The sequence below is a fragment of the Citrobacter sp. C13 genome (assembly GCF_014596815.2).
Taxonomy (GTDB): Bacteria; Pseudomonadota; Gammaproteobacteria; order Enterobacterales; family Enterobacteriaceae; genus Citrobacter; species Citrobacter portucalensis.
Genome location: NZ_CP115024.1, coordinates 1,527,913 through 1,549,771, shown reverse-complemented (window position 1 = coordinate 1,549,771; position 21,859 = coordinate 1,527,913). Strand labels below are relative to the sequence as shown.

23 protein-coding genes are annotated in these 21,859 nt (G+C 52.3%); 7 read left to right on the top strand and 16 right to left on the bottom strand.

The window, feature by feature from the left end:
* Positions 1–35: 35 nt before the first annotated feature.
* On the bottom strand, positions 36–491 hold the full coding sequence (gene yfbV / locus IB222_RS07300) for a terminus macrodomain insulation protein YfbV (RefSeq protein ID WP_003028087.1): 456 nt from the start codon (positions 489–491) through the stop codon (positions 36–38).
* Positions 492–830: 339 nt separating this feature from the next.
* Here yfbV and ackA point away from each other — a divergent pair, with 339 nt between their 5' ends.
* From ackA to yfcC, 3 genes are all read left to right on the top strand, one after another.
* Positions 831–2,033: an acetate kinase gene (gene ackA / locus IB222_RS07295; protein WP_003834770.1), complete on the top strand. Its 1,203-nt coding sequence runs from the start codon at positions 831–833 to the stop codon at positions 2,031–2,033.
* Positions 2,034–2,108: 75 nt separating this feature from the next.
* Positions 2,109–4,253 (top strand): phosphate acetyltransferase, encoded by a 2,145-nt coding sequence (pta, locus tag IB222_RS07290; RefSeq protein ID WP_008785351.1) that lies wholly within the window; start codon positions 2,109–2,111, stop codon positions 4,251–4,253.
* Positions 4,254–4,452: 199 nt separating this feature from the next.
* Positions 4,453–5,973 (top strand): putative basic amino acid antiporter YfcC, encoded by a 1,521-nt coding sequence (gene yfcC, locus IB222_RS07285; protein ID WP_003834773.1) that lies wholly within the window; start codon positions 4,453–4,455, stop codon positions 5,971–5,973.
* Positions 5,974–6,027: 54 nt separating this feature from the next.
* On the opposite strand, the gene yfcD is transcribed toward yfcC, so the two are convergent.
* From yfcD to yfcF, 3 genes are read right to left on the bottom strand one after another with little or no spacing between them, the layout of a single operon-like run.
* The gene (gene yfcD / locus IB222_RS07280) at positions 6,028–6,582 is read right to left on the bottom strand and encodes an NUDIX hydrolase YfcD (protein WP_003834775.1); all 555 of its coding nucleotides are present in this window, start codon (positions 6,580–6,582) and stop codon (positions 6,028–6,030) included.
* A gap of 56 nt (positions 6,583–6,638) precedes the next feature.
* A complete protein-coding gene (gene yfcE, locus IB222_RS07275; protein WP_003834777.1) occupies positions 6,639–7,190 on the bottom strand; it encodes a phosphodiesterase in 552 nt (183 codons plus the stop codon).
* A gap of 55 nt (positions 7,191–7,245) precedes the next feature.
* Positions 7,246–7,890 carry a glutathione transferase gene (gene yfcF / locus IB222_RS07270; protein WP_063940563.1) on the bottom strand — a complete coding sequence of 215 codons (645 nt, stop codon included), beginning with the start codon at positions 7,888–7,890 and terminating at the stop codon, positions 7,246–7,248.
* A 134-nt stretch (positions 7,891–8,024) separates the two neighbouring features.
* Between yfcF and yfcG the strand changes: the two genes are divergently transcribed.
* The 4 genes from yfcG (at position 8,025) to IB222_RS07250 (ending at position 10,578) form a co-directional block, all read left to right on the top strand.
* Positions 8,025–8,660, top strand: coding sequence for a GSH-dependent disulfide bond oxidoreductase (gene yfcG / locus IB222_RS07265; protein ID WP_149384777.1), 636 nt, complete (start codon positions 8,025–8,027; stop codon positions 8,658–8,660).
* A gap of 54 nt (positions 8,661–8,714) precedes the next feature.
* A complete protein-coding gene (gene folX / locus IB222_RS07260) occupies positions 8,715–9,077 on the top strand; it encodes a dihydroneopterin triphosphate 2'-epimerase (RefSeq protein ID WP_003028107.1) in 363 nt (120 codons plus the stop codon).
* 20 nt (positions 9,078–9,097) lie between these two features.
* On the top strand, positions 9,098–9,991 hold the full coding sequence (locus tag IB222_RS07255; protein WP_149384760.1) for a TIGR01777 family oxidoreductase: 894 nt from the start codon (positions 9,098–9,100) through the stop codon (positions 9,989–9,991).
* Between the two features lie 71 nt (positions 9,992–10,062).
* Positions 10,063–10,578 carry a GNAT family N-acetyltransferase gene (locus tag IB222_RS07250; protein ID WP_149384759.1) on the top strand — a complete coding sequence of 172 codons (516 nt, stop codon included), beginning with the start codon at positions 10,063–10,065 and terminating at the stop codon, positions 10,576–10,578.
* A 33-nt stretch (positions 10,579–10,611) separates the two neighbouring features.
* On the opposite strand, the gene hisP is transcribed toward IB222_RS07250, so the two are convergent.
* From hisP to IB222_RS07190, 12 genes are all read right to left on the bottom strand, one after another.
* The gene (hisP, locus tag IB222_RS07245; protein WP_003028114.1) at positions 10,612–11,385 is read right to left on the bottom strand and encodes a histidine ABC transporter ATP-binding protein HisP; all 774 of its coding nucleotides are present in this window, start codon (positions 11,383–11,385) and stop codon (positions 10,612–10,614) included.
* A gap of 13 nt (positions 11,386–11,398) precedes the next feature.
* The gene (gene hisM, locus IB222_RS07240; RefSeq protein ID WP_003028116.1) at positions 11,399–12,106 is read right to left on the bottom strand and encodes a histidine ABC transporter permease HisM; all 708 of its coding nucleotides are present in this window, start codon (positions 12,104–12,106) and stop codon (positions 11,399–11,401) included.
* Positions 12,103–12,789, bottom strand: a complete 687-nt coding sequence (locus tag IB222_RS07235; RefSeq protein ID WP_003028118.1) for a histidine ABC transporter permease HisQ — start codon at positions 12,787–12,789, stop codon at positions 12,103–12,105. Before IB222_RS07235 ends, hisM begins: the two co-directional genes overlap by 4 nt.
* Positions 12,790–12,975: 186 nt before the next feature.
* Positions 12,976–13,758, bottom strand: coding sequence for a histidine ABC transporter substrate-binding protein HisJ (hisJ, locus tag IB222_RS07230; protein WP_003028120.1), 783 nt, complete (start codon positions 13,756–13,758; stop codon positions 12,976–12,978).
* Positions 13,759–14,005: 247 nt separating this feature from the next.
* Positions 14,006–14,788 carry a lysine/arginine/ornithine ABC transporter substrate-binding protein ArgT gene (gene argT / locus IB222_RS07225; RefSeq protein ID WP_149384758.1) on the bottom strand — a complete coding sequence of 261 codons (783 nt, stop codon included), beginning with the start codon at positions 14,786–14,788 and terminating at the stop codon, positions 14,006–14,008.
* Between the two features lie 287 nt (positions 14,789–15,075).
* Positions 15,076–15,645, bottom strand: a complete 570-nt coding sequence (locus IB222_RS07220) for a UbiX family flavin prenyltransferase (protein ID WP_003028125.1) — start codon at positions 15,643–15,645, stop codon at positions 15,076–15,078.
* 96 nt (positions 15,646–15,741) lie between these two features.
* Positions 15,742–17,259 carry an amidophosphoribosyltransferase gene (purF, locus tag IB222_RS07215; protein WP_149384757.1) on the bottom strand — a complete coding sequence of 506 codons (1,518 nt, stop codon included), beginning with the start codon at positions 17,257–17,259 and terminating at the stop codon, positions 15,742–15,744.
* Positions 17,260–17,292: 33 nt separating this feature from the next.
* Positions 17,293–17,781, bottom strand: a complete 489-nt coding sequence (gene cvpA, locus IB222_RS07210; protein ID WP_003028129.1) for a colicin V production protein — start codon at positions 17,779–17,781, stop codon at positions 17,293–17,295.
* A gap of 213 nt (positions 17,782–17,994) precedes the next feature.
* Positions 17,995–18,663: a cell division protein DedD gene (gene dedD, locus IB222_RS07205; RefSeq protein WP_003834793.1), complete on the bottom strand. Its 669-nt coding sequence runs from the start codon at positions 18,661–18,663 to the stop codon at positions 17,995–17,997.
* Complete coding sequence (gene folC / locus IB222_RS07200) at positions 18,653–19,921, bottom strand: bifunctional tetrahydrofolate synthase/dihydrofolate synthase (protein ID WP_149384756.1); 1,269 nt, start codon at positions 19,919–19,921, stop codon at positions 18,653–18,655. Before folC ends, dedD begins: the two co-directional genes overlap by 11 nt.
* 192 nt (positions 19,922–20,113) lie before the next feature.
* A complete protein-coding gene (gene accD / locus IB222_RS07195) occupies positions 20,114–21,028 on the bottom strand; it encodes an acetyl-CoA carboxylase, carboxyltransferase subunit beta (RefSeq protein WP_003834797.1) in 915 nt (304 codons plus the stop codon).
* Positions 21,029–21,177: 149 nt separating this feature from the next.
* On the bottom strand, positions 21,178–21,837 hold the full coding sequence (locus tag IB222_RS07190) for a DedA family protein (RefSeq protein WP_003028140.1): 660 nt from the start codon (positions 21,835–21,837) through the stop codon (positions 21,178–21,180).
* Positions 21,838–21,859 lie beyond the last annotated feature (22 nt).

The following is a 21,859-nucleotide window of genomic DNA, read 5'->3' as shown; positions in this document are numbered from 1 at the left end:
TTGTGCCTTCTTTTATATGCGTAATCAGGGGTCAATTACAAATCATCAAGGAAAGTTTTATCCAGTTGTTTGAAGGCGCGCTTAAGCGTGTCAGCCAGCGCCTGATAATCCGGCTTTCCTTCTACCGGAGAGAGCGCCTGACCGGCTTCTTGCAATTTACCCCGAACTTCGTAGAACCAATTGAGAATTGAAGGCGGCAGCGGCGTTACAGAACGTTTTCCCAGCCACCACATCCCCTGCATCGGCAGGCTAAGCGCAAACAGCGCAGTCGCCACGGCCGGGCCCAACTGCCCCCCTAACGCAATTTGCCAACATAAGGTGAAGACGGCGATAGGCGGCATAAAACGGATCGCGTAACGCGTCATGCGGATCACGCGGTTCTCAACAAACACGGGCGCAAGGCGCTTTTCCATTGGCCACGTCTTTGCATAGTGCTGCCCCCGGCGAAACAAGCTAAAAAAATTGACGGAGCGATTATCCGGTGTCGACATGGCGGTTACCTCAACTTCACATATAAAAATTAAAAAATTTGTGCAAAACAACAACTACAAGGGACATCGTTCAAAACATTTTGTCTTTGATACCCACATTCAGGTATCCTGTGCCGGCCTGTAAGGCCTGTAGTCCAAAATCATTGAGTCGTCAAATTGGCATACATTATGCCATTGCCTGAAAAATACGCAAAATGACATAGACTCAAAGGTATTTATTCCATCGTGCCCAAAAAGACTATGGCGCATGATGTTAATCATAAACGTCGGTGTCATCATGCGCTACGCTCTATGACTCCCTGACGTTTTTTTAGCCACGTATCATAAATAGGTACTTCCATGTCGAGTAAGTTAGTACTGGTTCTGAACTGCGGTAGCTCCTCACTGAAATTTGCCATCATCGATGCAGTAAACGGTGAAGAATACCTCTCTGGTTTAGCCGAATGTTTCCATCTCCCAGAAGCACGAATCAAGTGGAAAATGGACGGCGGTAAACAAGAAGCGGCTTTAGGTGCAGGCGCCGCTCACAGTGAAGCGCTGAACTTTATCGTTAACACTATTCTGGCACAAAAACCAGAATTGTCTGCGCAATTGACCGCTATTGGTCACCGTATCGTACACGGCGGTGAGAAGTACACCAGCTCTGTGGTTATCGATGATTCCGTTATTCAGGGCATCAAAGATTCTGCCTCTTTCGCACCGCTGCATAACCCGGCTCACCTGATCGGTATCGCAGAAGCGCTGAAATCCTTCCCTAATCTGAAAGACAAAAACGTGGCTGTATTCGACACCGCGTTCCATCAGACTATGCCGGAAGAGTCTTACCTCTATGCTCTGCCGTACAGCCTCTACAAAGAACACGGCGTTCGTCGTTACGGCGCACACGGTACCAGCCACTTCTTCGTCACTCAGGAAGCGGCAAAAGTACTGAACAAACCGGTTGAAGAGCTGAACATCATCACTTGCCACTTGGGCAACGGCGGTTCTGTATCTGCTATCCGTAACGGTAAATGTGTTGATACCTCCATGGGTCTGACCCCACTGGAAGGTCTGGTGATGGGTACACGTTCCGGTGACATCGACCCGGCGATCATCTTCCACCTGCACGATACCCTGGGCATGAGCGTTGACCAAATCAACAAAATGCTGACCAAAGAGTCCGGCCTGCTGGGTCTGACCGAAGTCACCAGCGACTGCCGTTATGTTGAAGATAACTACGCTACTAAAGAAGACGCTAAACGTGCAATGGACGTTTACTGCCACCGTCTGGCGAAATACATCGGTTCTTACACTGCGCTGATGGATGGTCGTCTGGATGCAGTTGTCTTCACCGGTGGTATCGGTGAAAACGCAGCGATGGTTCGTGAACTGTCTCTGGGCAAACTGGGCGTTCTGGGCTTTGAAGTTGACCACGAACGTAACCTGGCCGCACGTTTCGGCAAATCTGGTTTCATCAACAAAGAAGGTACCCGTCCTGCGCTGGTTATCCCAACCAACGAAGAACTGGTTATCGCGCAAGACGCGAGCCGCCTGACTGCCTGATTTCACACCGCCAGCCTAGCTGGCGGTGCTGTTTTGTAACCCGTCTAAATTGGCGGTAACGAAAGAGGATAAACCGTGTCCCGTATTATTATGCTGATCCCTACCGGAACCAGCGTCGGCCTGACCAGCGTCAGCCTTGGCGTGATCCGCGCAATGGAACGCAAAGGCGTTCGTCTGAGCGTCTTTAAGCCGATTGCTCAACCGCGTGCCGGTGGCGATGCGCCAGACCAGACTACCAGCATCGTCCGCGCTAACTCTTCTCTGCCAGCCGCTGAGCCGCTGAAGATGAGCCACGTTGAATCTCTGCTGTCCAGCAATCAGAAAGATGTGCTGATGGAAGAGATCATCGCGAACTACCACGCGAACACCAAAGACGCTGAAGTTGTACTGGTTGAAGGCCTGGTCCCAACCCGTAAACATCAGTTCGCGCAGTCCCTGAACTACGAAATCGCGAAAACGCTGAACGCGGAAATCGTCTTCGTTATGTCTCAGGGTACCGACACCCCAGAACAGCTGAACGAGCGTATTGAACTGACTCGCAGCAGCTTCGGCGGCGCGAAAAACACCAACATCACCGGCGTAATCGTTAACAAACTGAACGCACCGGTTGATGAGCAGGGCCGTACTCGCCCGGATCTGTCCGAGATTTTCGACGACTCTTCCAAAGCGAAAGTGATCAAAGTTGATCCGGCTAAACTGCAAGAATCCAGCCCGCTGCCGGTTCTGGGCGCGGTGCCATGGAGCTTCGATCTGATCGCTACTCGTGCAATCGATATGGCGCGTCACCTGAACGCCACCATCGTTAACGAAGGCGATATCAACACCCGTCGCGTGAAGTCTGTGACGTTCTGCGCACGCAGCATTCCGCACATGCTGGAACACTTCCGCGCAGGCTCCCTGCTGGTAACTTCCGCAGATCGTCCTGACGTGCTGGTTGCAGCATGCCTGGCGGCCATGAACGGCGTGGAAATCGGTGCCCTGCTGCTGACTGGCGGCTACGAAATGGACGCGCGCATCACTAAACTGTGCGAACGTGCATTTGAAACCGGCCTGCCGGTATTCATGGTAAACACCAACACTTGGCAGACCTCTCTGAGCCTGCAGAGCTTCAACCTGGAAGTTCCGGTTGACGATCACGAGCGCATTGAGAAAGTCCAGGAATACGTTGCTAACTACATCAACGCTGACTGGATTGAATCCCTGACTGCGACCTCTGAGCGCAGCCGTCGTCTGTCTCCGCCAGCGTTCCGTTACCAGTTGACCGAGCTGGCGCGCAAAGCGGGCAAACGCGTTGTTCTGCCTGAAGGCGACGAACCGCGTACCGTTAAAGCAGCAGCCATCTGTGCTGAACGTGGTATCGCAACCTGCGTACTGCTGGGTAACCCGGATGAGATCACCCGCGTTGCAGCCTCTCAGGGCGTTGAACTGGGCGCTGGCGTAGAAATCGTTGATCCAGATGTGGTTCGCGAAAGCTACGTTGCTCGCCTGGTCGAACTGCGTAAAAACAAAGGTATGACCGAAACCGTTGCCCGCGAACAGCTGGAAGACAACGTGGTTCTCGGTACCCTGATGCTGGAACAGGACGATGTTGACGGTCTGGTTTCTGGTGCAGTACACACCACCGCGAACACCATCCGTCCGCCGCTGCAGCTGATCAAAACTGCACCGGGTAGCTCCCTGGTGTCTTCCGTGTTCTTCATGCTGCTGCCGGATCAGGTTTACGTTTACGGCGACTGCGCGATCAACCCGGATCCGACTGCAGAGCAGCTGGCAGAAATCGCGATTCAGTCCGCTGATTCCGCAATTGCCTTTGGTATCGAACCGCGCGTAGCGATGCTCTCCTACTCCACCGGTACTTCTGGTGCAGGTAGCGACGTAGAGAAAGTTCGCGAAGCAACCCGTCTGGCGCAGGAAAAACGTCCTGACCTGATGATCGACGGTCCGCTGCAGTACGACGCCGCCGTTATGGCTGACGTAGCGAAATCCAAAGCGCCGAACTCTCCGGTTGCAGGTCGCGCTACCGTGTTCATCTTCCCGGATCTGAACACCGGTAACACCACCTACAAAGCGGTACAGCGTTCTGCCGACCTGATCTCCATCGGGCCGATGCTGCAGGGTATGCGCAAGCCGGTGAACGACCTGTCTCGTGGCGCGCTGGTAGACGATATCGTCTACACCATCGCACTGACCGCGATCCAGTCTTCCCAGCAGCAGCAGTAATCTGCCGAGTGTGCCGGATCTCTTATCCGGCAACACATCTGCTTATCAAACCGGAAATAGCTGATATTTCCGGTTTTTTTATGTCTGTTTCCCCTTTGGCATAATCTGAAATATTTGCCTGAATGCGCTGCATCAATGAATAACCATTCTTCTGTTCGCATACTTACTCTCTTTTGCGTTGCAACAGGGATAGTCTTTCATGTCAGCAGTAACAGAATCACAGCCAGCTAAAAAATGGGCGATGCCCGACACGCTGGTGATTATTTTTTTCGTCGCCATTTTAACCAGTCTGGCAACATGGGTTGTTCCCGTCGGGATGTTCGATAGCCAGGAAGTTCAGTATCAGGTTGATGGACAAACCAAAACCCGTAAGGTGGTTGACCCCCATTCCTTTCGTATTCTGACCAACGACGCAGGTGAAGAGCAGTATCACCGGGTGCAGTTATTCACCACCGGAGATGAACGCCCAGGCCTGATGAATTTCCCGTTTGAAGGATTAACCTCCGGCTCGAAATTCGGCACTGCTGTCGGCATCATTATGTTTATGCTGGTCATTGGCGGTGCATTCGGCATCGTTATGCGTACCGGCACCATTGATAACGGTATCCTGGCGCTCATTCGCCATACGCGGGGCAACGAGGTCCTGTTTATCCCAGTGCTGTTTATTCTCTTCTCCTTAGGCGGCGCGGTGTTTGGCATGGGGGAAGAGGCTGTTGCCTTTGCCATTATCATCGCTCCTTTGATGGTACGGCTAGGTTACGACAGTATCACCACCGTTCTGGTTACCTATATCGCGACTCAGATTGGTTTCGCCAGCTCATGGATGAACCCATTTTGCGTGGTGGTCGCGCAAGGTATTGCGGGAGTACCGGTGCTCTCTGGTTCCGGGCTACGCATCGCGGTCTGGGTGATCGCTACACTAATCGGGCTGACCTTCACGCTGGCCTATGCGGCGCGTATCAAAAAGAATCCGCTTTTGTCCCGGGTACATGAATCCGACCGCTTCTTTCGCGAGCAGCAGGACGAGGTCGTGGAACGACGCTTCACGCTGGGCGACTGGTTAGTGCTACTGGTGCTGACCGCGGTGATGATTTGGGTTGTCTGGGGCGTTATCGTCAACGCGTGGTTTATTCCTGAGATCGCCAGCCAGTTCTTCACGATGGGCCTGGTGATTGGCATTATCGGCGTCGTGTTTCGGCTCAACGGCATGACGGTCAACATCATGGCCTCCTCATTCACTGAGGGAGCACGAATGATGATTGCCCCTGCCCTGCTGGTTGGTTTTGCCAAAGGCATTTTACTGCTGGTCGGTAATGGAGAGGCGGGTGAAGCCAGCGTGTTAAACACTCTGCTGCACAGCATTGCCAATGGCATCAGCGGGCTGGATAACGCCATCGCGGCGTGGTTTATGCTATTGTTCCAGGCAGTATTTAATTTCTTCGTCACTTCCGGCTCTGGTCAGGCTGCGTTAACCATGCCGCTACTGGCACCGCTGGGCGATCTGGTTGGCGTAAACCGTCAGGTCACGGTCCTGGCCTTCCAGTTTGGCGACGGATTCAGTCATATTATCTATCCGACGTCAGCATCTCTGATGGCTACGTTAGGCGTTTGTCGGGTGGATTTTCGTAACTGGCTGAAGGTAGGTGCTACGCTGTTGGGACTGCTGTTTATTATGTCCAGCGTGGTGGTGATTGGCGCGCAGATGATGGGTTACCATTAAAAAGTGTGCGTCCGGCCTACTCGATTTCTCGACGCAGTAGGCCGGATGAAGAGTTTACTCAGCTTCTTCCTGCTTTTCGGCTTTCGCCCCTTCATTCTTGGCGTTGCGGGTCATCCACAGCGCCAGGGCTTTCAGGGAGTCCGGTGTAAATTCGTCGCAGCGCGCGGTAATTTCTTCCGGCGTCAACCAGCAAACTTCACTGACCTCATCTTCCTGAAGCGCAAACGGTCCGTGGGAAACGCAGCTAAACAACCCACCCCATACGCGACAGTTCTGGTCTTCAAAGTAAAACTGACCATGCTCGGCAAACGGCACGCCCGCAATCCCCAGTTCCTCTTCTGCTTCACGACGCGCTGATTCCAGCATCTGCTCGTCAGCCTGAACCACACCGCCTGCGGTGGCATCCAGCATGCCGGGCAAAAAATCTTTTGTCTCAGTGCGACGTTGAACCAGAATTTTGCCCATACCATCATGCACAACGATATACGTTGCACGATGGCGTAAGCGTTGCGCCCGCATTTGTTCCCGGCTGGACTGTGCAATGACTTCGTTGTCTTCATTCACAATATCCACCCATTCAGTACTTGCCAAACGACGCTGTTCCACCATCAGGAAACCTTCTTTTTTCTGGCGCTCTTACGGCGCGTTTATGTTTGTGGGGTAAATTACGGATTAATCTCGACCTGTGCAATAACACTTTGATCATTGAGTGCCATTACGCTGAGAACATTATCATCCAGAATCCCGTAACTTGCCGCAAAGCCCCCTTTCGGGATGCTTACCGAACCGGGATTGAAATGATAGATATCCTCGCGCCGCTCAGCAACCGGCAGATGAGTATGCCCATAAACCAGAACATCGCCCGCATTGAGCGCCGGCATATTTTGCGGGCCAAAAAGGTGTCCGTGCGTCAAAAAGAGTCGCTGGTTTTCTGTCAGAATTTGCTGCCACGGCGCAGTCATCGGAAAATGCAGGAGCATCTGATCCACTTCGCTGTCGCAATTACCACGCACCGCAATAATTCGCGATGCCAGTTCATTCAGCCGTTCAGCAACCTGCGCAGGTGCATAGCCTTCTGGAAGCGCATTACGCGGCCCGTGGTTTAAAACATCACCCAATATCACCAGCCATTGCGCGCCGCTTGCAGCAAACCGTTCGAGTACGCGTTCCGTGGCTGGCAACGAACCATGAATGTCCGATGCGAACATCAGTTTCATCACTCACTCCTCGCTGAAAATTACCTTGTAATGATACTGGATTATGGCCCGTTTTTCAGCAGGAACGCTTCGCTGAAAGCGCGATAAAACGCTGTACTGAGGCGCGCTGCCACTGGAAGGTGGCGTATTCCGCAAGCGCTTCTGGAACCTCATCGCCATTCAGGACCAGGCGATTAAGCATTAGCGCTAAATCACAGTCAGCGATACACCATTCACCAAATAAATTCTGCTTACCGTGGCTCAGTAAACTGCTCGCAGTAGCGAACAGTTTTTCCGCACTGGCTTTTCCCGCTTCGCTTAACGGTCCTTTCTTCACGCCAGCAAAAACGACATCTGTTGATCGTTCCTCACGGATAGGCATTAAATCGCTGCGGATCCACGCCTGAACCTGGCGCGCCCGAGCGCGATTTTGTACATCGTGTGGGTAGATACGCTCCCACTGTGGCGGTGCAAAGCTCTCTTCCAGGAATTCCGTAATCGCTGATGATTCGCTCAGTTCAAAACCATCGATCTCAAGAACCGGTACGCGGCGCGTCAAGGCGTAACCTTGCCATGAAGGATGCAAGTGTTCACCACTATTGAGATCAACGGTTTTCAGCGTAAAAGGTAGCCCTTTCTCTTGCAGAGCAACATAAACAGACAGCACGTAAGGGGAGAAAAAATTGGCATCTGACCACAGCGTAATTGCAGATTTGCTCATAATGTCCTCTGAAGTGTATTGGCTTGCCTTCAAAATATAGAGTCTTTCTCTCGCTGTCACTTGATGAAAACTCACGCACGCCAACAGGCTCTATACTTGTAATGACCCGGTTCATGACAAAACGGATGCTGAAAATGATCGATCTCTATTACACGCCATCGCCAAACGGTCACAAAATCACGCTGTTTCTTGAAGAGGCACAGCTGCAATACCGTCTGATTCATGTCGATATCAGCAAAGGTAGCCAGTTTCGCCCCGATTTTCTGCAGATCTCGCCGAACAATAAAATCCCGGCCATTATCGATCATGCCCCGGTGGACGGCGGAAGGCCCATCAGCTTGTTTGAGTCCGGAGAAATTTTACTCTATCTGGCAGAGAAGAGCGGTAAGCTGCTCAGCGGTGAATTACGCGAACGCCACACCGCACTCCAGTGGCTGTTCTGGCAGGTCAGCGGTCTGGGCCCTATGCTGGGGCAGAATCATCATTTCAGTCATTACGCTCCGCAAACGATCCCTTACGCTATTGAAAGATACCAGGTTGAAACCCAGCGCCTGTACAACGTGATGAATAAACGCCTTGAAACGTCACCCTGGCTGGGAGGCGATCACTACAGCATTGCTGACATTGCCTGCTGGCCGTGGATCCACGCCCATCAGCGTCAGCGCATCGATCTCGACAACTATCCGGCGGTCAATAACTGGCACGAACGCATCCGTACGCGTCCCGCCACGGAACGCGCCATGCAGCAAGCACAGAGTGAGAAGCGGTGACGCAATTCGGTTCTCGTGTATCATGCAGAGGTTCATACATGGAGGAAACCTGCAATGTCACAACCTGACGCTATTATTCGTATAAAAAACCTTCGTCTGCGCACCTTTATCGGCATCAAAGAAGAGGAGATCCTTAATCGCCAGGATATCGTCATCAACATTGCCATTCACTATCCGGCAGACAAAGCCCGTACCAGCGAAGATATCAACGACGCGCTGAATTATCGCACTATCACCAAGAGCATCATTGCCCACGTGGAGGGTAACCGCTTCTCATTGTTAGAAAAATTAACTCAAGATGTGCTCGATATCGCACGCGAACATCACTGGGTCACTTATGCTGAAGTAGAGATAGATAAACTTCACGCATTGCGTTACGCCGACTCAGTATCAATGACGCTGAGCTGGCAGCGCTAAAACGTAACTCGGGAGGCGACATGCAGATTCTGATTACCGGCGGTACTGGCCTGATTGGACGTCATCTGATCCCCTGCCTGCTGGAACTGGGGCATCAGATAATTGTAGTGACACGTACCCCTGATAAAGCGCGTCAGATTCTCGACTCTCGGGTCGCGTTATGGAAAGGACTGGAAGAGCGGCAACATCTCAATGACATTGATGCCGTGATTAACCTTGCCGGAGAACCTATTGCAGATAAGCGCTGGAGCGCACAGCAAAAGGAACGCCTGTGCCAGAGCCGTTGGGGCATTACGCAGAAACTGGTCGATTTAATCAATGCCAGCGAGACGCCGCCCGCGGTGTTAATCTCCGGTTCCGCTACCGGTTACTACGGCGATTTGGGCGAAGTTGTGGTTACGGAAGAAGAGCCACCGCATAACGAATTTACCCATAAGCTATGTGCCCGCTGGGAGCAAATTGCCAGCACTGCGCAAAGCGACAAAACCCGCGTGTGTATGCTGCGTACCGGCGTGGTACTGGCCTCTGCTGGCGGTATTCTGGCGAAAATGGTCCCGCCGTTTCGTCTTGGCTTAGGCGGCCCGATTGGTAACGGACGCCAGTATATGGCCTGGATCCATGTTGATGATATGGTCAACGGAATTATCTGGCTGCTGAATAATGATCTACGCGGTCCTTTCAATATGGTTTCACCATATCCGGTGCACAATGAGCAGTTTGCCCACGCGCTGGGACACGCTCTGAACCGCCCTGCCATTCTGCGCGTTCCCGCCACCGCTATGCGACTGCTGATGGGGGAATCGTCGGTACTGGTCCTTGGTGGACAACGCGCATTGCCCAAACGTCTGGAAGCATCCGGCTTTGCATTTCGCTGGTACGATTTAGAAGAAGCGCTGGCGGATGTCATTCGATAACTCCTAAGCGCTATTCACAGTCGCCGTTGTGGTGATAAGGTTATAGGCCAGATTTCCGCAATGGCGACGTTATGGCGATAATATCGACTCCCCGACTCACCCTCTCTTTGTTTCAATTTTCTGACTGGTCATTTTTCCAGAAACTCCGTGAATCTCCTGAAGTCATGCGCTATATGGGCGATATCGCCCCGGCGAAAGATACGCGGCTGTTATTCGCCAGACGTCTGGCTGCACAGCATACTTTCGTCATCCGCGAGCATAACAACCCAACGCAACTTGGCGATATTGGTCTGCAAATCAGCCATCTTTACCCGCAGGAAGCCGACCTCGGCTACGCCGTCATGCCACAGGCTCAGGGGAAAGGTATTGCCAGCGAAGCCGTCCGCGCGGTGTGTCAGTATGCCTTCAAACATGCAGGTGTGACGGCGATAAACGCATACGCGCTGGCGGATAACAAGGGCTCAATCCGTATTCTGGAAAAGACGGGCTTTGTACGTATACAGGTACTGGAAAAGACATATGAGATTGACGGCATCGCCTACGACGACTGGGTGTTTCGGCTGGAGCGCGACGCGCTAAAATTGTAAGCCCGGAAAGCGTAACGCCTCCGGGCAGGTGATTTACTTCAACGAACCTTTGAGGAACTGCTGCAAACGCGGGCTTTGCGGATTACCGAATACCTGCTCCGGGTCACCCTCTTCCTCAATTTTCCCCTGATGCAGGAAAATCACGTGCGTGGAAACATGACGGGCAAACCCCATTTCGTGGGTCACCACCACCATGGTTTTCCCCTCTTCGGCCAGCTGTTGCATAATGCGCAGCACTTCACCCACCAGCTCAGGATCAAGCGCCGACGTGGGTTCATCAAACAGCAACACTTCCGGTTCCATCGCCAGCGCACGGGCAATGGAAACACGCTGCTGCTGACCACCGGACAGATGCACCGGATATTTGCCCTGTGCGCGCTCATCAATGCCCACTTTAGCCAGATACTTCACCGCACGGTCGCGGGCTTCCTGCTTGCTCAGCCCCAACACCTGAATCGGCGCTTCCATGACGTTTTCCAGCACCGTCATGTGGCTCCACAGATTAAAGTGCTGAAAAACCATCGTCAGTCGCGTGCGCAGCAGGCGCAGCTGATTTTTGTCCGCAACCTTCAGTTGGCCGTCTTTGTCGCGCACCAGACCAATGTTCTGACCACTGACGACAATCGACCCGGCACTCGGTTTCTCGAGAAAGTTAATGCAGCGCAGGAAGGTACTTTTACCGGAACCTGACGAGCCAATAATGCTGATAACATCACCCGCGTTGGCCTGCAGCGATACCCCTTTTAGCACTTCATGTTCGCCGTAGTGCTTATGTAAATCGATAACGTTTAATTTATTTTCAGACATCGTGTTACTCGAATCATTTAGAGGATACATGCTGCAACCAGCGTTTTTCCGCTTTACGGAACAGACTGATCAGGACATACGAAATAATCAAATACAGCACAGCGGCAATACCGAATGCGGTAAACGGCTGATACGTTGCCGAGTTGATATCGCGAGCGATTTTCAACAAATCAGGCACCGTTGCAGTAAATGCCAGCGCCGTTGAGTGCAGCATTAAAATAACTTCATTGCTGTATGCCGGCAGCGCAATACGCAGCGCGGAAGGTAAAATAATGCATCGATACAGTTTGAATGACGAGAAACCGTATGCGCGCGCAGCCTCAATCTCACCGTGAGGCACGGAACGGATAGCCCCGGCGAAAATCTCCGTGGTATAGGCGCAGGTATTCAGCGTCAGCGCCAGCACGGTGCAATTCAGCCCGCTGCGGAAAAACGCGTTGAGGAAGTCCGTGCCTTTAACTATCTCCAGCGTATACATCCCGGAATAAAACACCAGTAGCTGAACGTACAGCGGCGTCCCACGAAAAATATAGGTGAATAGCCAGATGGGAAACTGGATAAATTTGTTACTGGAAACGCGACCAATCGCCAAAAAGAGTGCCAGTATTCCGCCCATCACTACTGACGAAATCAAAAGCCACAGGGTGATAGCGACGCCAGTGTAGCGATATCCGTCGGTCCACAGCAGGGACTTCCAGTACTCCTGAATAATCTCGATCACAGGTCAGCCCTCTTCACACCCACGGAATAGCGGCGCTCAAGGTACAGCAGCACACCATTAGAAACAGTGGTAAACACCAGATAGATGACCCCGCACACGACGGCAAAATAGAACGGCTCCCAGGTACTCTTCCCGGCAAGCTGAGTCGCTTTCACCACGTCTTCAAGTCCAAGCAACGATACCAGCGCCGTAGCCTTAAGAATAACCTGCCAGTTATTACCGATTCCCGGTAAGGCATATCGCATCATCGCCGGGAACATAATGCGACGAAATATTTGTGAGCTGGTAAAGCCAAACGCCGTCGCGGCTTCAATATGGCCTTTTGGTACAGCCATAAACGCACCGCGAAAAGTTTCGGTAAAGTAGGCACCGTAGATGAATCCAAGGGTGATAATGCCCGCAACCATCGGATCAATATCAATCTGGCCGATACCGATGGCATCAGTAATGGTATTCAGCGCGATTTGTAATCCGTAGAAGATGAGCAGCATTAAGACCAGATCGGGCACACCGCGGATTAGCGTTGTGTACCCTTCGAAAATAAGCCCCATTGCCCGGCTTTGCGACAGCTTTGCTGCTGCGCCGACAAGACCTATCAGAACCGCCAGTACCACCGAGCTGAGTGCCAGCTCCAGCGTAACAATTGCGCCCTGTAAAATAACACCTGAAAAGCCATACAACATGCTGCCTGTCCTGTCGTGTGTGGTGGAGTAGTAAGCCTCTTTTGATTTCAGACTAACCGTTAAATGCCGGATGGCGGTTTTGCCTTATCCGGCCTACAAAATCACTGCAGGCCGGATAAGCGCAGCGCCATCAGGCATAAATTCAACACGTCAAAAATCTACGGGCTTTATCAGCACCTGCGGTAATTAACCGCCGTAAACATCAAAATCGAAGTACTTTTTCGCCAGCTTCTCGTAAGTACCGTCAGCTCGCATTTCGGCAAAGGCTTTGTTCAGCGCTTCGCGCAGCTCGTTATCGTCTTTGCGCAGTCCCATACCGGTACCCACGCCGAACAACTTCTCGTCTTTCACAGACGGGCCGCCGAATTTGTAATCTTTACCGACTGGCTGTTTCAGGAAGCCTTCGCTAGCCGCGACTTCATCCTGGAACGCGGCGTCAATACGCCCTGCAGTCAGGTCAGAATAGATATTGTCCTGCCCCTGATAAGAGACAATCTCAATACCTTTTGGCGCCCAGTGTTCGTTGCCGAACGTTTCCTGGGTAGTGCCTTGCAGCACACCAACACGTTTACCTTTCAGCGACTCAATGGTCGGCTGAATAGCAGAATCTTTAGCGACAACCAGACGCGAATCGGCTGCATAAAGCTTGTCGGTAAATGCGATTTCCTGCTGACGTTTTTCAGTAATGGAAAGCGAGGACATGATGGCATCAATTTTCTTCGCTTTTAGCGAAGGGATCAGCGCGTCCAGAGGGTTTTCCACGAAGGTACATTGCGTATTGATACGTTTGCACAGCTCTTTAGCCAGATCGATATCAAAACCGACTAATTCACCCTGTGCATTTTTCGATTCAAACGGCGCATAAGTAGGATCGGTACCGATACGAATTTTTTGCGGAATGGCTGCAAATGCTGCGGTAGCACTGGAGAAAGCCAGAACCAGAGAAAGAGACAACACCAGTTTTTTCATAACTATCCTCAACAGACTGTCTTTTATAGGGGATCTTTACAGGACCAGGTGCAGTTATCGTGCCATTAATCAGGCCGACAAGGCAAAGCATTCTACCCTGTCGGCGGTATTTATTTGCATGAAAAGCGCTTAAGTATGCACTCATGCCTATTAAGTCAGCGATAAAAGCACCAAAACAGTGCACTGAATTTATTATGCACCGAAATGGTTACCCGCAATGGTGCAGTCAATTCCCCACGCCGCTGTATTAATCGCCGTAGACATTAAAATTAAAATATTTGCTCGCCATTTTGTCGTAGGTGCCGTCTTTACGCAGTTCGCCCAGCGCTTTGTCGAAAGCGGCTTTCAGCTCTGCATCATCTTTGCGCAAGCCAATCCCGGTTCCATCACCAAAGTATTTTTTATCTTTCACCGACGGACCGGCAAAAGCGTAATCCTTACCAGCAGGCTGCTTCAGGAAGCCTTCGCTGGCCGCAACTTCATCTTGTAATGCCGCGTCCAGACGGCCTGCCGTCAGGTCAGAATAGATGAGGTCCTGGTTCGCATAGGCCACCACGTCCACGCCTTTGCTGCGCCAGTTGTCATTGGCATAGGCTTCCTGAGTAGAGCCTTGCAGGACGCCAACGTGTTTACCCTTGAGGGAATCCAGAGTCGGCTGAATTGGGGAACCTTTCGCGGCGATCAGACGTGAGTCTGCAGCGTAAAGTTTGTCTGAGAACGCAATCTCTTGCTGACGCTTTTCGGTGATAGAAAGCGAGGAGATGATGGCATCAATTTTTTTCGCTTTCAGCGATGGGATCAGCGCATCAAAGTCGCTGGCAACCCAGGTGCATTTGATCTGCATGCGCTTACACATCTCATTTCCCAGATCGATATCAAAACCGACAAAGTCGCCTTTGGCATCTTTAGAGGAAAAAGGAGCGTACGTTGTATCTGTACCAATACGAACCGTCTGCGGAAGTGCTGCGTGGCTGGCCGCGGTGGCGGAGAGTCCTACCAGCAAAGACAAAGCAAGAACCGTCTTCTTCATACATAACCCTCAAGTGGCGTAATTTTATTATGTTTTACGTTGTGTTGTGTGTTTGCAGACTTTTTCATGCAGGTCTTATGCCATTTTCGCGTCGATGAGGATATTCGACGTTAAATATGTTAATAAAACGTTGCAATAATGTCCTGATTTTGAAGATAGCAGGTCTGGCGGTTGAACCGCAGCGTTTCGTTGAGTTTTAACGAATTAAATGTTGAGGATATGATCGCGGTTACAAAATTGCCCTGAAACAGGGCAACGGATGATTCTTTGCACGCTGATGGAACGGCTTACGCCCCTTGCCAGCGGGTGAACAGGTCTTGCGGAAGGGTAATATCAAACTGGTCAAGCACGCGATTAACCGTTTGATTAATCACATCATCGAGGGTTTGTGGACGATGATAGAACGCCGGGACAGGTGGCATAATCACCGCCCCAATTTCTGCCGCCTGCGTCATCAATCGCAGATGACCCAGATGCAGCGGCGTTTCGCGTACACACAGTACCAGCGGACGACGTTCTTTCAACACCACATCTGCCGCACGGGTAAGCAACCCATCGGTGTAACTGTGGACGATGCCAGAAAGCGTTTTGATTGAACAAGGCAGGATAACCATTCCGGCGGTCTGAAAAGAGCCGGAGGAGATACTGGCGGCGATATCACGGGTATCGTGATTCACATTTGCCAGCGCCTGCACGTCGCGCACAGAGAGGTCCGTTTCCAGCGCCAGCGTCTGCCGGGCAGCGGCACTCATCACCAGGTGGGTTTCCACATCAGTGACGTCACGCAATACCTGCAACAGGCGCACGCCGTAAATTGCCCCGCTTGCACCAGAAATACCAATGATGAGTCGTTTCATGTGTAATCGCCCTTACTTGCTCAGGGCCGACTTTGCAGGAAATTACGGTGAGTTGCAAGCAAGGGCGCAGGTTGCGTCCTTGCTTGCGAGCAAACATTAACCTTCGTTGTGCATCTCAAGGTTTTCCGCTTCGTTCTGACGCAACACCGCTTTGGCATCGTCATTACGCAGGGAGTCGAGGAAATCGAGATATTGCTGGTCGACGTCTTTAGTAACGTACACGCCGTTAAACACTGAACATTCAAACTGCTGAATATCCGGGTTCTCAGCACGGACAGCTTCAATAAGATCGTTCAAATCCTGGAAAATCAGACCATCTGCGCCGATTATCTGGCGAATCTCGTCTACTTCACGACCATGAGCGATCAGCTCCGTCGCCGTAGGCATATCGATGCCATAAACGTTCGGGAAGCGAATTTCCGGGGCGGCAGAGGCCAGATACACCTTCTTCGCGCCAGCTTCACGCGCCATCTCGATAATCTGTTCTGAAGTGGTGCCGCGCACGATGGAGTCATCCACCAGCAGCACGTTTTTATCACGGAATTCCGCACGGTTAGCGTTCAGCTTACGGCGCACAGATTTACGACGCAACTGCTGGCCCGGCATGATAAAGGTACGGCCCACATAGCGGTTTTTCACAAACCCCTGGCGGTACGGCTTACTGAGAATACGGGCAATTTCCAGCGCGATATCACAGGAGGTTTCCGGGATTGGGATTACTACATCGATGTCCAGATCTTCCCACTCACGGGCAATTTTTTCGCCAAGCTTAGTCCCCATATTCACACGGGCGCTGTAGACGGAAATCTTGTCGATAAAGGAGTCAGGGCGAGCGAAGTAAACGTATTCAAACAGACACGGATTGCTCACCGGGTTATCAGCACACTGACGAGTAAACAGCTGGCCTTTTTCGGTGATGTACACCGCTTCGCCAGGTGCTACGTCGCGCAGGAATTCAAAGCCCAGCGTATCCAGCGCTACGCTCTCAGACGCCACCATGTACTCGGTACGGCCATCGCCAATATCGCGTTTGCCCATCACCAGCGGACGGATACCGTTAGGGTCGCGGAAGGCAACCATGCCGTGACCGATAATCATCGCCACGCAGGCATAGGCGCCGCGAATCTGGCGGTTGGTTGCCGCAATGGCAGCAAAAATATTGTCGGCTTCCAGCGGGTAATGGCGGAAGTTATCCAGCTCGCTGGCGAAAATATTCAGCAGAATTTCAGAATCTGAAGTGGTATTGATGTGGCGGCGCTTTTCTTCAAACAGCTTTTTACGCAACTCATGCGCGTTGGTCAGGTTGCCATTGTGGGCAAGCGTAATGCCATACGGTGAGTTGACGTAAAAAGGTTGAGCTTCGGAGGCGCTGGAGCTGCCAGCCGTTGGGTAACGCACATGACCGATGCCCATATTGCCCTGCAAACGCTGCATATGGCGCGCTTCAAAAATATCGCTCACCATTCCGTTTGCTTTACGCAAGCGGAAGCAGTTGTTGGCATCAATGGTGATGATGCCCGCAGCATCCTGACCACGATGCTGGAGCACCGTTAACGCGTCATAAATCGACTGGTTTACCGGCATAACACCGGCGATACCGACAATACCGCACATACGTCTTTTCCTCGTTCAGCAACGACCCAAAGTTTATACTTTGGGCAAGAAACTTGACGAGCTTTGCAGATAGTCAAAGAACCATCTGATGATGAAACTGAACTGCGGGATCAGCTGTGACTTACCCCAGTCTTCACTTTTCGACAGACCGGTAAAGGTATCGAGAAAGAACAGTATGGCGGCGACGATCAACGCTCCACGCAAAGCACCGAAGCAAATCCCCAACACTCTGTCGGTACCCGACAGTCCTGTTTTCTCTACCAGTTGGCCTATCACAAAGTTAACGATAGCGCCGACGATAAGTGTCGCGATGAACAGTATCGCGATAGCAATCCCATTTCGAACCAGTTCGTCTTCAAAGCCCGTAAACCAGACAGACAGGTAAGTGTAGTAATGGCTGGCGACAAAGAAAGCACAACCCCAAGTCACCAACGATAATGCTTCACGAACAAAGCCACGGATCAGGCTAACCAGACAGGAAAAACCAATCACCGCGATAATGGCGTAATCAATCCAGACCATATGTGTCCCACGATTTTACGCCCTGTCGTCCTGTTCGGGGCGCATTCTAACAGAAAAAGAAAACGTTTGCGTAGGGATTTCCTTTCCACGCGTAAATAAAAATGGCGCTGAAAAAATCTTCAACGCCATACGATTTTATGCCTCTTCGGGCACTGCCGGATGGCGGTGTAAACACCTTGTCCGGCCTACATCAGAGCAACGTAACGCAATCCCTTAGTTAGGGGTATACCCCATCACCACCCCGCTCAAACCAGAGATCTTCTGCAGCTCGCCCAGCGAGTTCTTCAGCTTATCTTTGGAGGCGTCAGGCCCTACGAGAATGCGGGTTATTTTACCCTGCACCGGCGTTGACGGGGAAGTATATACCCGGAAGCCCGCGCCACGAAGTTTACCCACGATCTCATTGACCTTATCCGCGTTTTTCAATGCACCGAGTTGTACAACGTACGCTTTGCCGGTTGGCGCTGGCGCTTCCTCAGCGGCCGGTTTCGGCGCTGGAGTCGGTGCCGGCGTTGGCGTCGGGGCGACGGCAACAGGCTGCGGCTTCGGTTTAGGTTTCGGTGGTTCCACAGGCGCAGGAACAGGATCTAACTCCGCGCTGTTTGCCGTCGTCAAACGTGATGGATCCAACGATGGCGCGGCAGCATCACCCGCACGCACCTCTTCTGCCGCCCCTTCCGGCGGCTGAGTCGGCAGCGCCTGCGTTGCTGCAGGCATCATGTCTGGTTCATCGCGATCGCCGGGTTTAGGCACCAGTGGGATCGCTGCAAATTCATCCTGATAATGCTTTTTCTGGCCGTCAAGCAGCCCGGGAAGCACAATTACCCCGAGCGCGACCAGCACAATTGTGCCGACTAATCGATTCTGAAACTTACTCGCCACCGCTTCTCCCCACGTCTATTACTTCCATGACATGTGCGACAGTGTGAAACGATCCACACACCAACACGGTATCTTCTGGCTTCGCCTCAGCCAGTGCCGCAGTCCATGCCTGCGCCACGCTGTCATAGGCGTTGCCTTTGCCCAGGTGCTCCAGCAGCTGTTCTGCCGTTGCACCACGCGGCCCTTCCAGGGGCGCACAGTACCAGTCGTCAACCACGCTTTTCAGCCAGGCCAACGTACCGGCAATATCTTTATCATGTAGCATACCGATAACCGCAAGTACACGCCCGCTTTTCACTAACTTTTTCAGACGTCCGGTCAGATACTCCGCCGCATGCGGGTTATGGGCAACATCAAAAATCACTCGCGGCGACTCGCTCACAATCTGGAAGCGTCCCGGTAAAATCGCTTGTTCGATACCTTCACGAATGGCCTGCTCGCTGACGTTAAGGCCGCTTGCGCGCAGTGCGGCCAGCGCGGTTGCTGCGTTAGGTTGTGGCACCTGCGGCAACGGCAGGTGCGTCAACGTTCCATGAGCGTCCGTAAACGACCAGTCATTCTCCGTGACCGTATAGCGCCAGTCCACACCGCAGCGCTGCAAAATCGCCCCGCTCTCTTGCGCGACATCGGCGATGGTGTAAGGCATTTCCGGTTCGCCGACGATGGCCGGTTTCTCTGCGCGGAAAATTCCCGCCTTCTCACGACCAATACTTTCGCGATCCGGGCCCAGCCAGTCAGTATGGTCAAGCGCAATACTGGTGACTACTGCGACATCGGCATCGACGATATTGGTGGCGTCAAGGCGGCCGCCTAACCCCACTTCCAGAATAACGACATCCAGCTGGGCCTGTTTAAACAGCCAGAGTGCCGATAACGTACCGTATTCAAAGTAGGTCAGGGAAATGTCACCCCGTGCGTCTTCAATCTCAGCAAACGAGGCGGTATGGGCTGATTCCGGCAGTTCACGCCCCTGCACGCGTACGCGTTCCGTGTAGCGCACCAGATGAGGCGAACTGTACACCCCAACTTTATAGCCTGCCGCAGTCAGCACAGATTCCAGCGTACGACAGGTTGTGCCTTTCCCATTGGTTCCTGCCACCGTAAAAACAAATGGCGCAGGTTTCAACACACCCAGTTTACGCGCCACCTGACTGACGCGTTCAAGGCCCAGATCGATGGTTTTACTGTGCAGGTTTTCCAGATAAGAAAGCCACGACGCCAGGGGCGACGCGGCTTGAGGGATACGTTTATTGTCCATGATGCCTGTAGATTCTTTACGTTGAGAAAAGCAAAAGGGCAGCGCCAACCGGCCTGCCCTTTTTTACACGTTGTTTTCCACGTTGCAGATGCGTTGGCTGTACTCGCTCTCCCGAATCACTTACCGGTGTAAGCTCATCGGGATCAACGCTCTTCTCGCCTGCCTGCAACCCGAAACCCATAGCGTAAACTATCAGGCCTCTGGTTCCTGATCGGGAACCGGAGGTACCACTTCGCCTTCACGCGGCTCATCCGGATTCGGCGCAGGAAGATTCATCAGCTTCGCCAGGATGCTTGCCAGTTTCAGACGCATTTCCGGACGGCGAACGATCATATCGATAGCGCCTTTTTCAATCAGGAACTCGCTGCGCTGGAATCCCGGCGGCAGTTTCTCACGTACGGTTTGCTCGATAACACGCGGACCAGCGAAGCCGATCAATGCTTTCGGTTCTGCAATGTTGAGATCGCCCAGCATCGCGAAGCTTGCGGAAACACCACCCATTGTTGGGTCGGTCAGTACAGAAATATACGGTAAACCGCGTTCCTGCATTTTCGCCAGCGCAGCAGAGGTTTTCGCCATCTGCATCAAAGACATCAACGCTTCCTGCATACGCGCCCCGCCAGAAGCAGAGAAACAGATCAGCGGACAGTTGTCTTCCAGCGCCTGCTCAACGGCACGGACAAAACGCGCGCCGACCACAGAGCCCATGGAGCCGCCCATAAACGCGAACTCGAATGCCGCAGCAACGACCGGCATACCGTGAAGTGTGCCTTTCATCACCACCAGCGCATCTTTCTCGCCAGTTTCTTTCTGCGCAGAAGCCAGTCTGTCTTTGTATTTTTTGGAGTCACGAAACTTCAGCACGTCTTTCGGCTCAAGCTCGCTACCCAGTTCCACAAGAGAACCTTCATCTAACAGGCTATGCAGGCGATTGCGCGCCGACATGCGCATATGATGGTCACACTTCGGACAGACCTCAAGATTACGTTCCAGCTCAGCACGGTATAAAACCTGACCGCAGCTATCACACTTGGTCCACACCCCTTCAGGAATGCTTGCCTTGCGGGTGGGAGTAATGTTGCTTTTAATTCGTTCAATCCAGCTCATTGGTGACCTTTCTGCCTGAACCCTAGTCAGCTTTGTTATAAGGGGCGCATAATGCCATTTTTGCCCCTAACAGACCATGAATGTTGCACATTAAAACATAACAGCCCGAAACTTTGGATAAAAAAGTGGTCGAACCGCTGAGTTACTTTCTATTTTGCAGCCCGTGACGCAGCACGCTTATGGCGAATTACTTCAATCACCCCCGGCAATACGGAAAGGACGATAATCGCCACAATCAATAATTTCAGGTTTTCCTGGACGATCGGCAGATCGCCGAACAGGTAGCCTGCGTAGGTGAACAACAATACCCACAGCAGTGCACCGACGACGTTATACATCGCAAAGTGACGGTAGGACATATGTCCCATACCGGCAACAAACGGCGCAAATGTACGCACGATAGGCACGAAACGCGCCAGGATAATCGTCTTACCGCCATGACGCTCGTAGAACGCATGGGTTTTATCCAGGTAGCTGCGGCGGAAAATTTTGGAGTTCGGGTTACTGAAAAGTTTTTCCCCGAACAATCGGCCAATCGTGTAGTTCACCGCATCGCCCACAATCGCCGCCACAATCATCAGTGCCACCATCAGATGAACATTGAGATCGTTGGTTGGCAGCGCAGAAAGCGCCCCCGCAACAAACAGCAGCGAGTCCCCAGGCAGGAAGGGTGTCACCACCAGCCCGGTTTCACAGAACAGGATCAGAAACAGAATGGCATATACCCAGATACCGTATTCCGCAACCAGCTCCGCCAGGTGCACATCAATGTGCAGGATAAAATCGATAAGAAAGTAAATCAGGTCCATAGTTTTGCCTTTATACGACTCA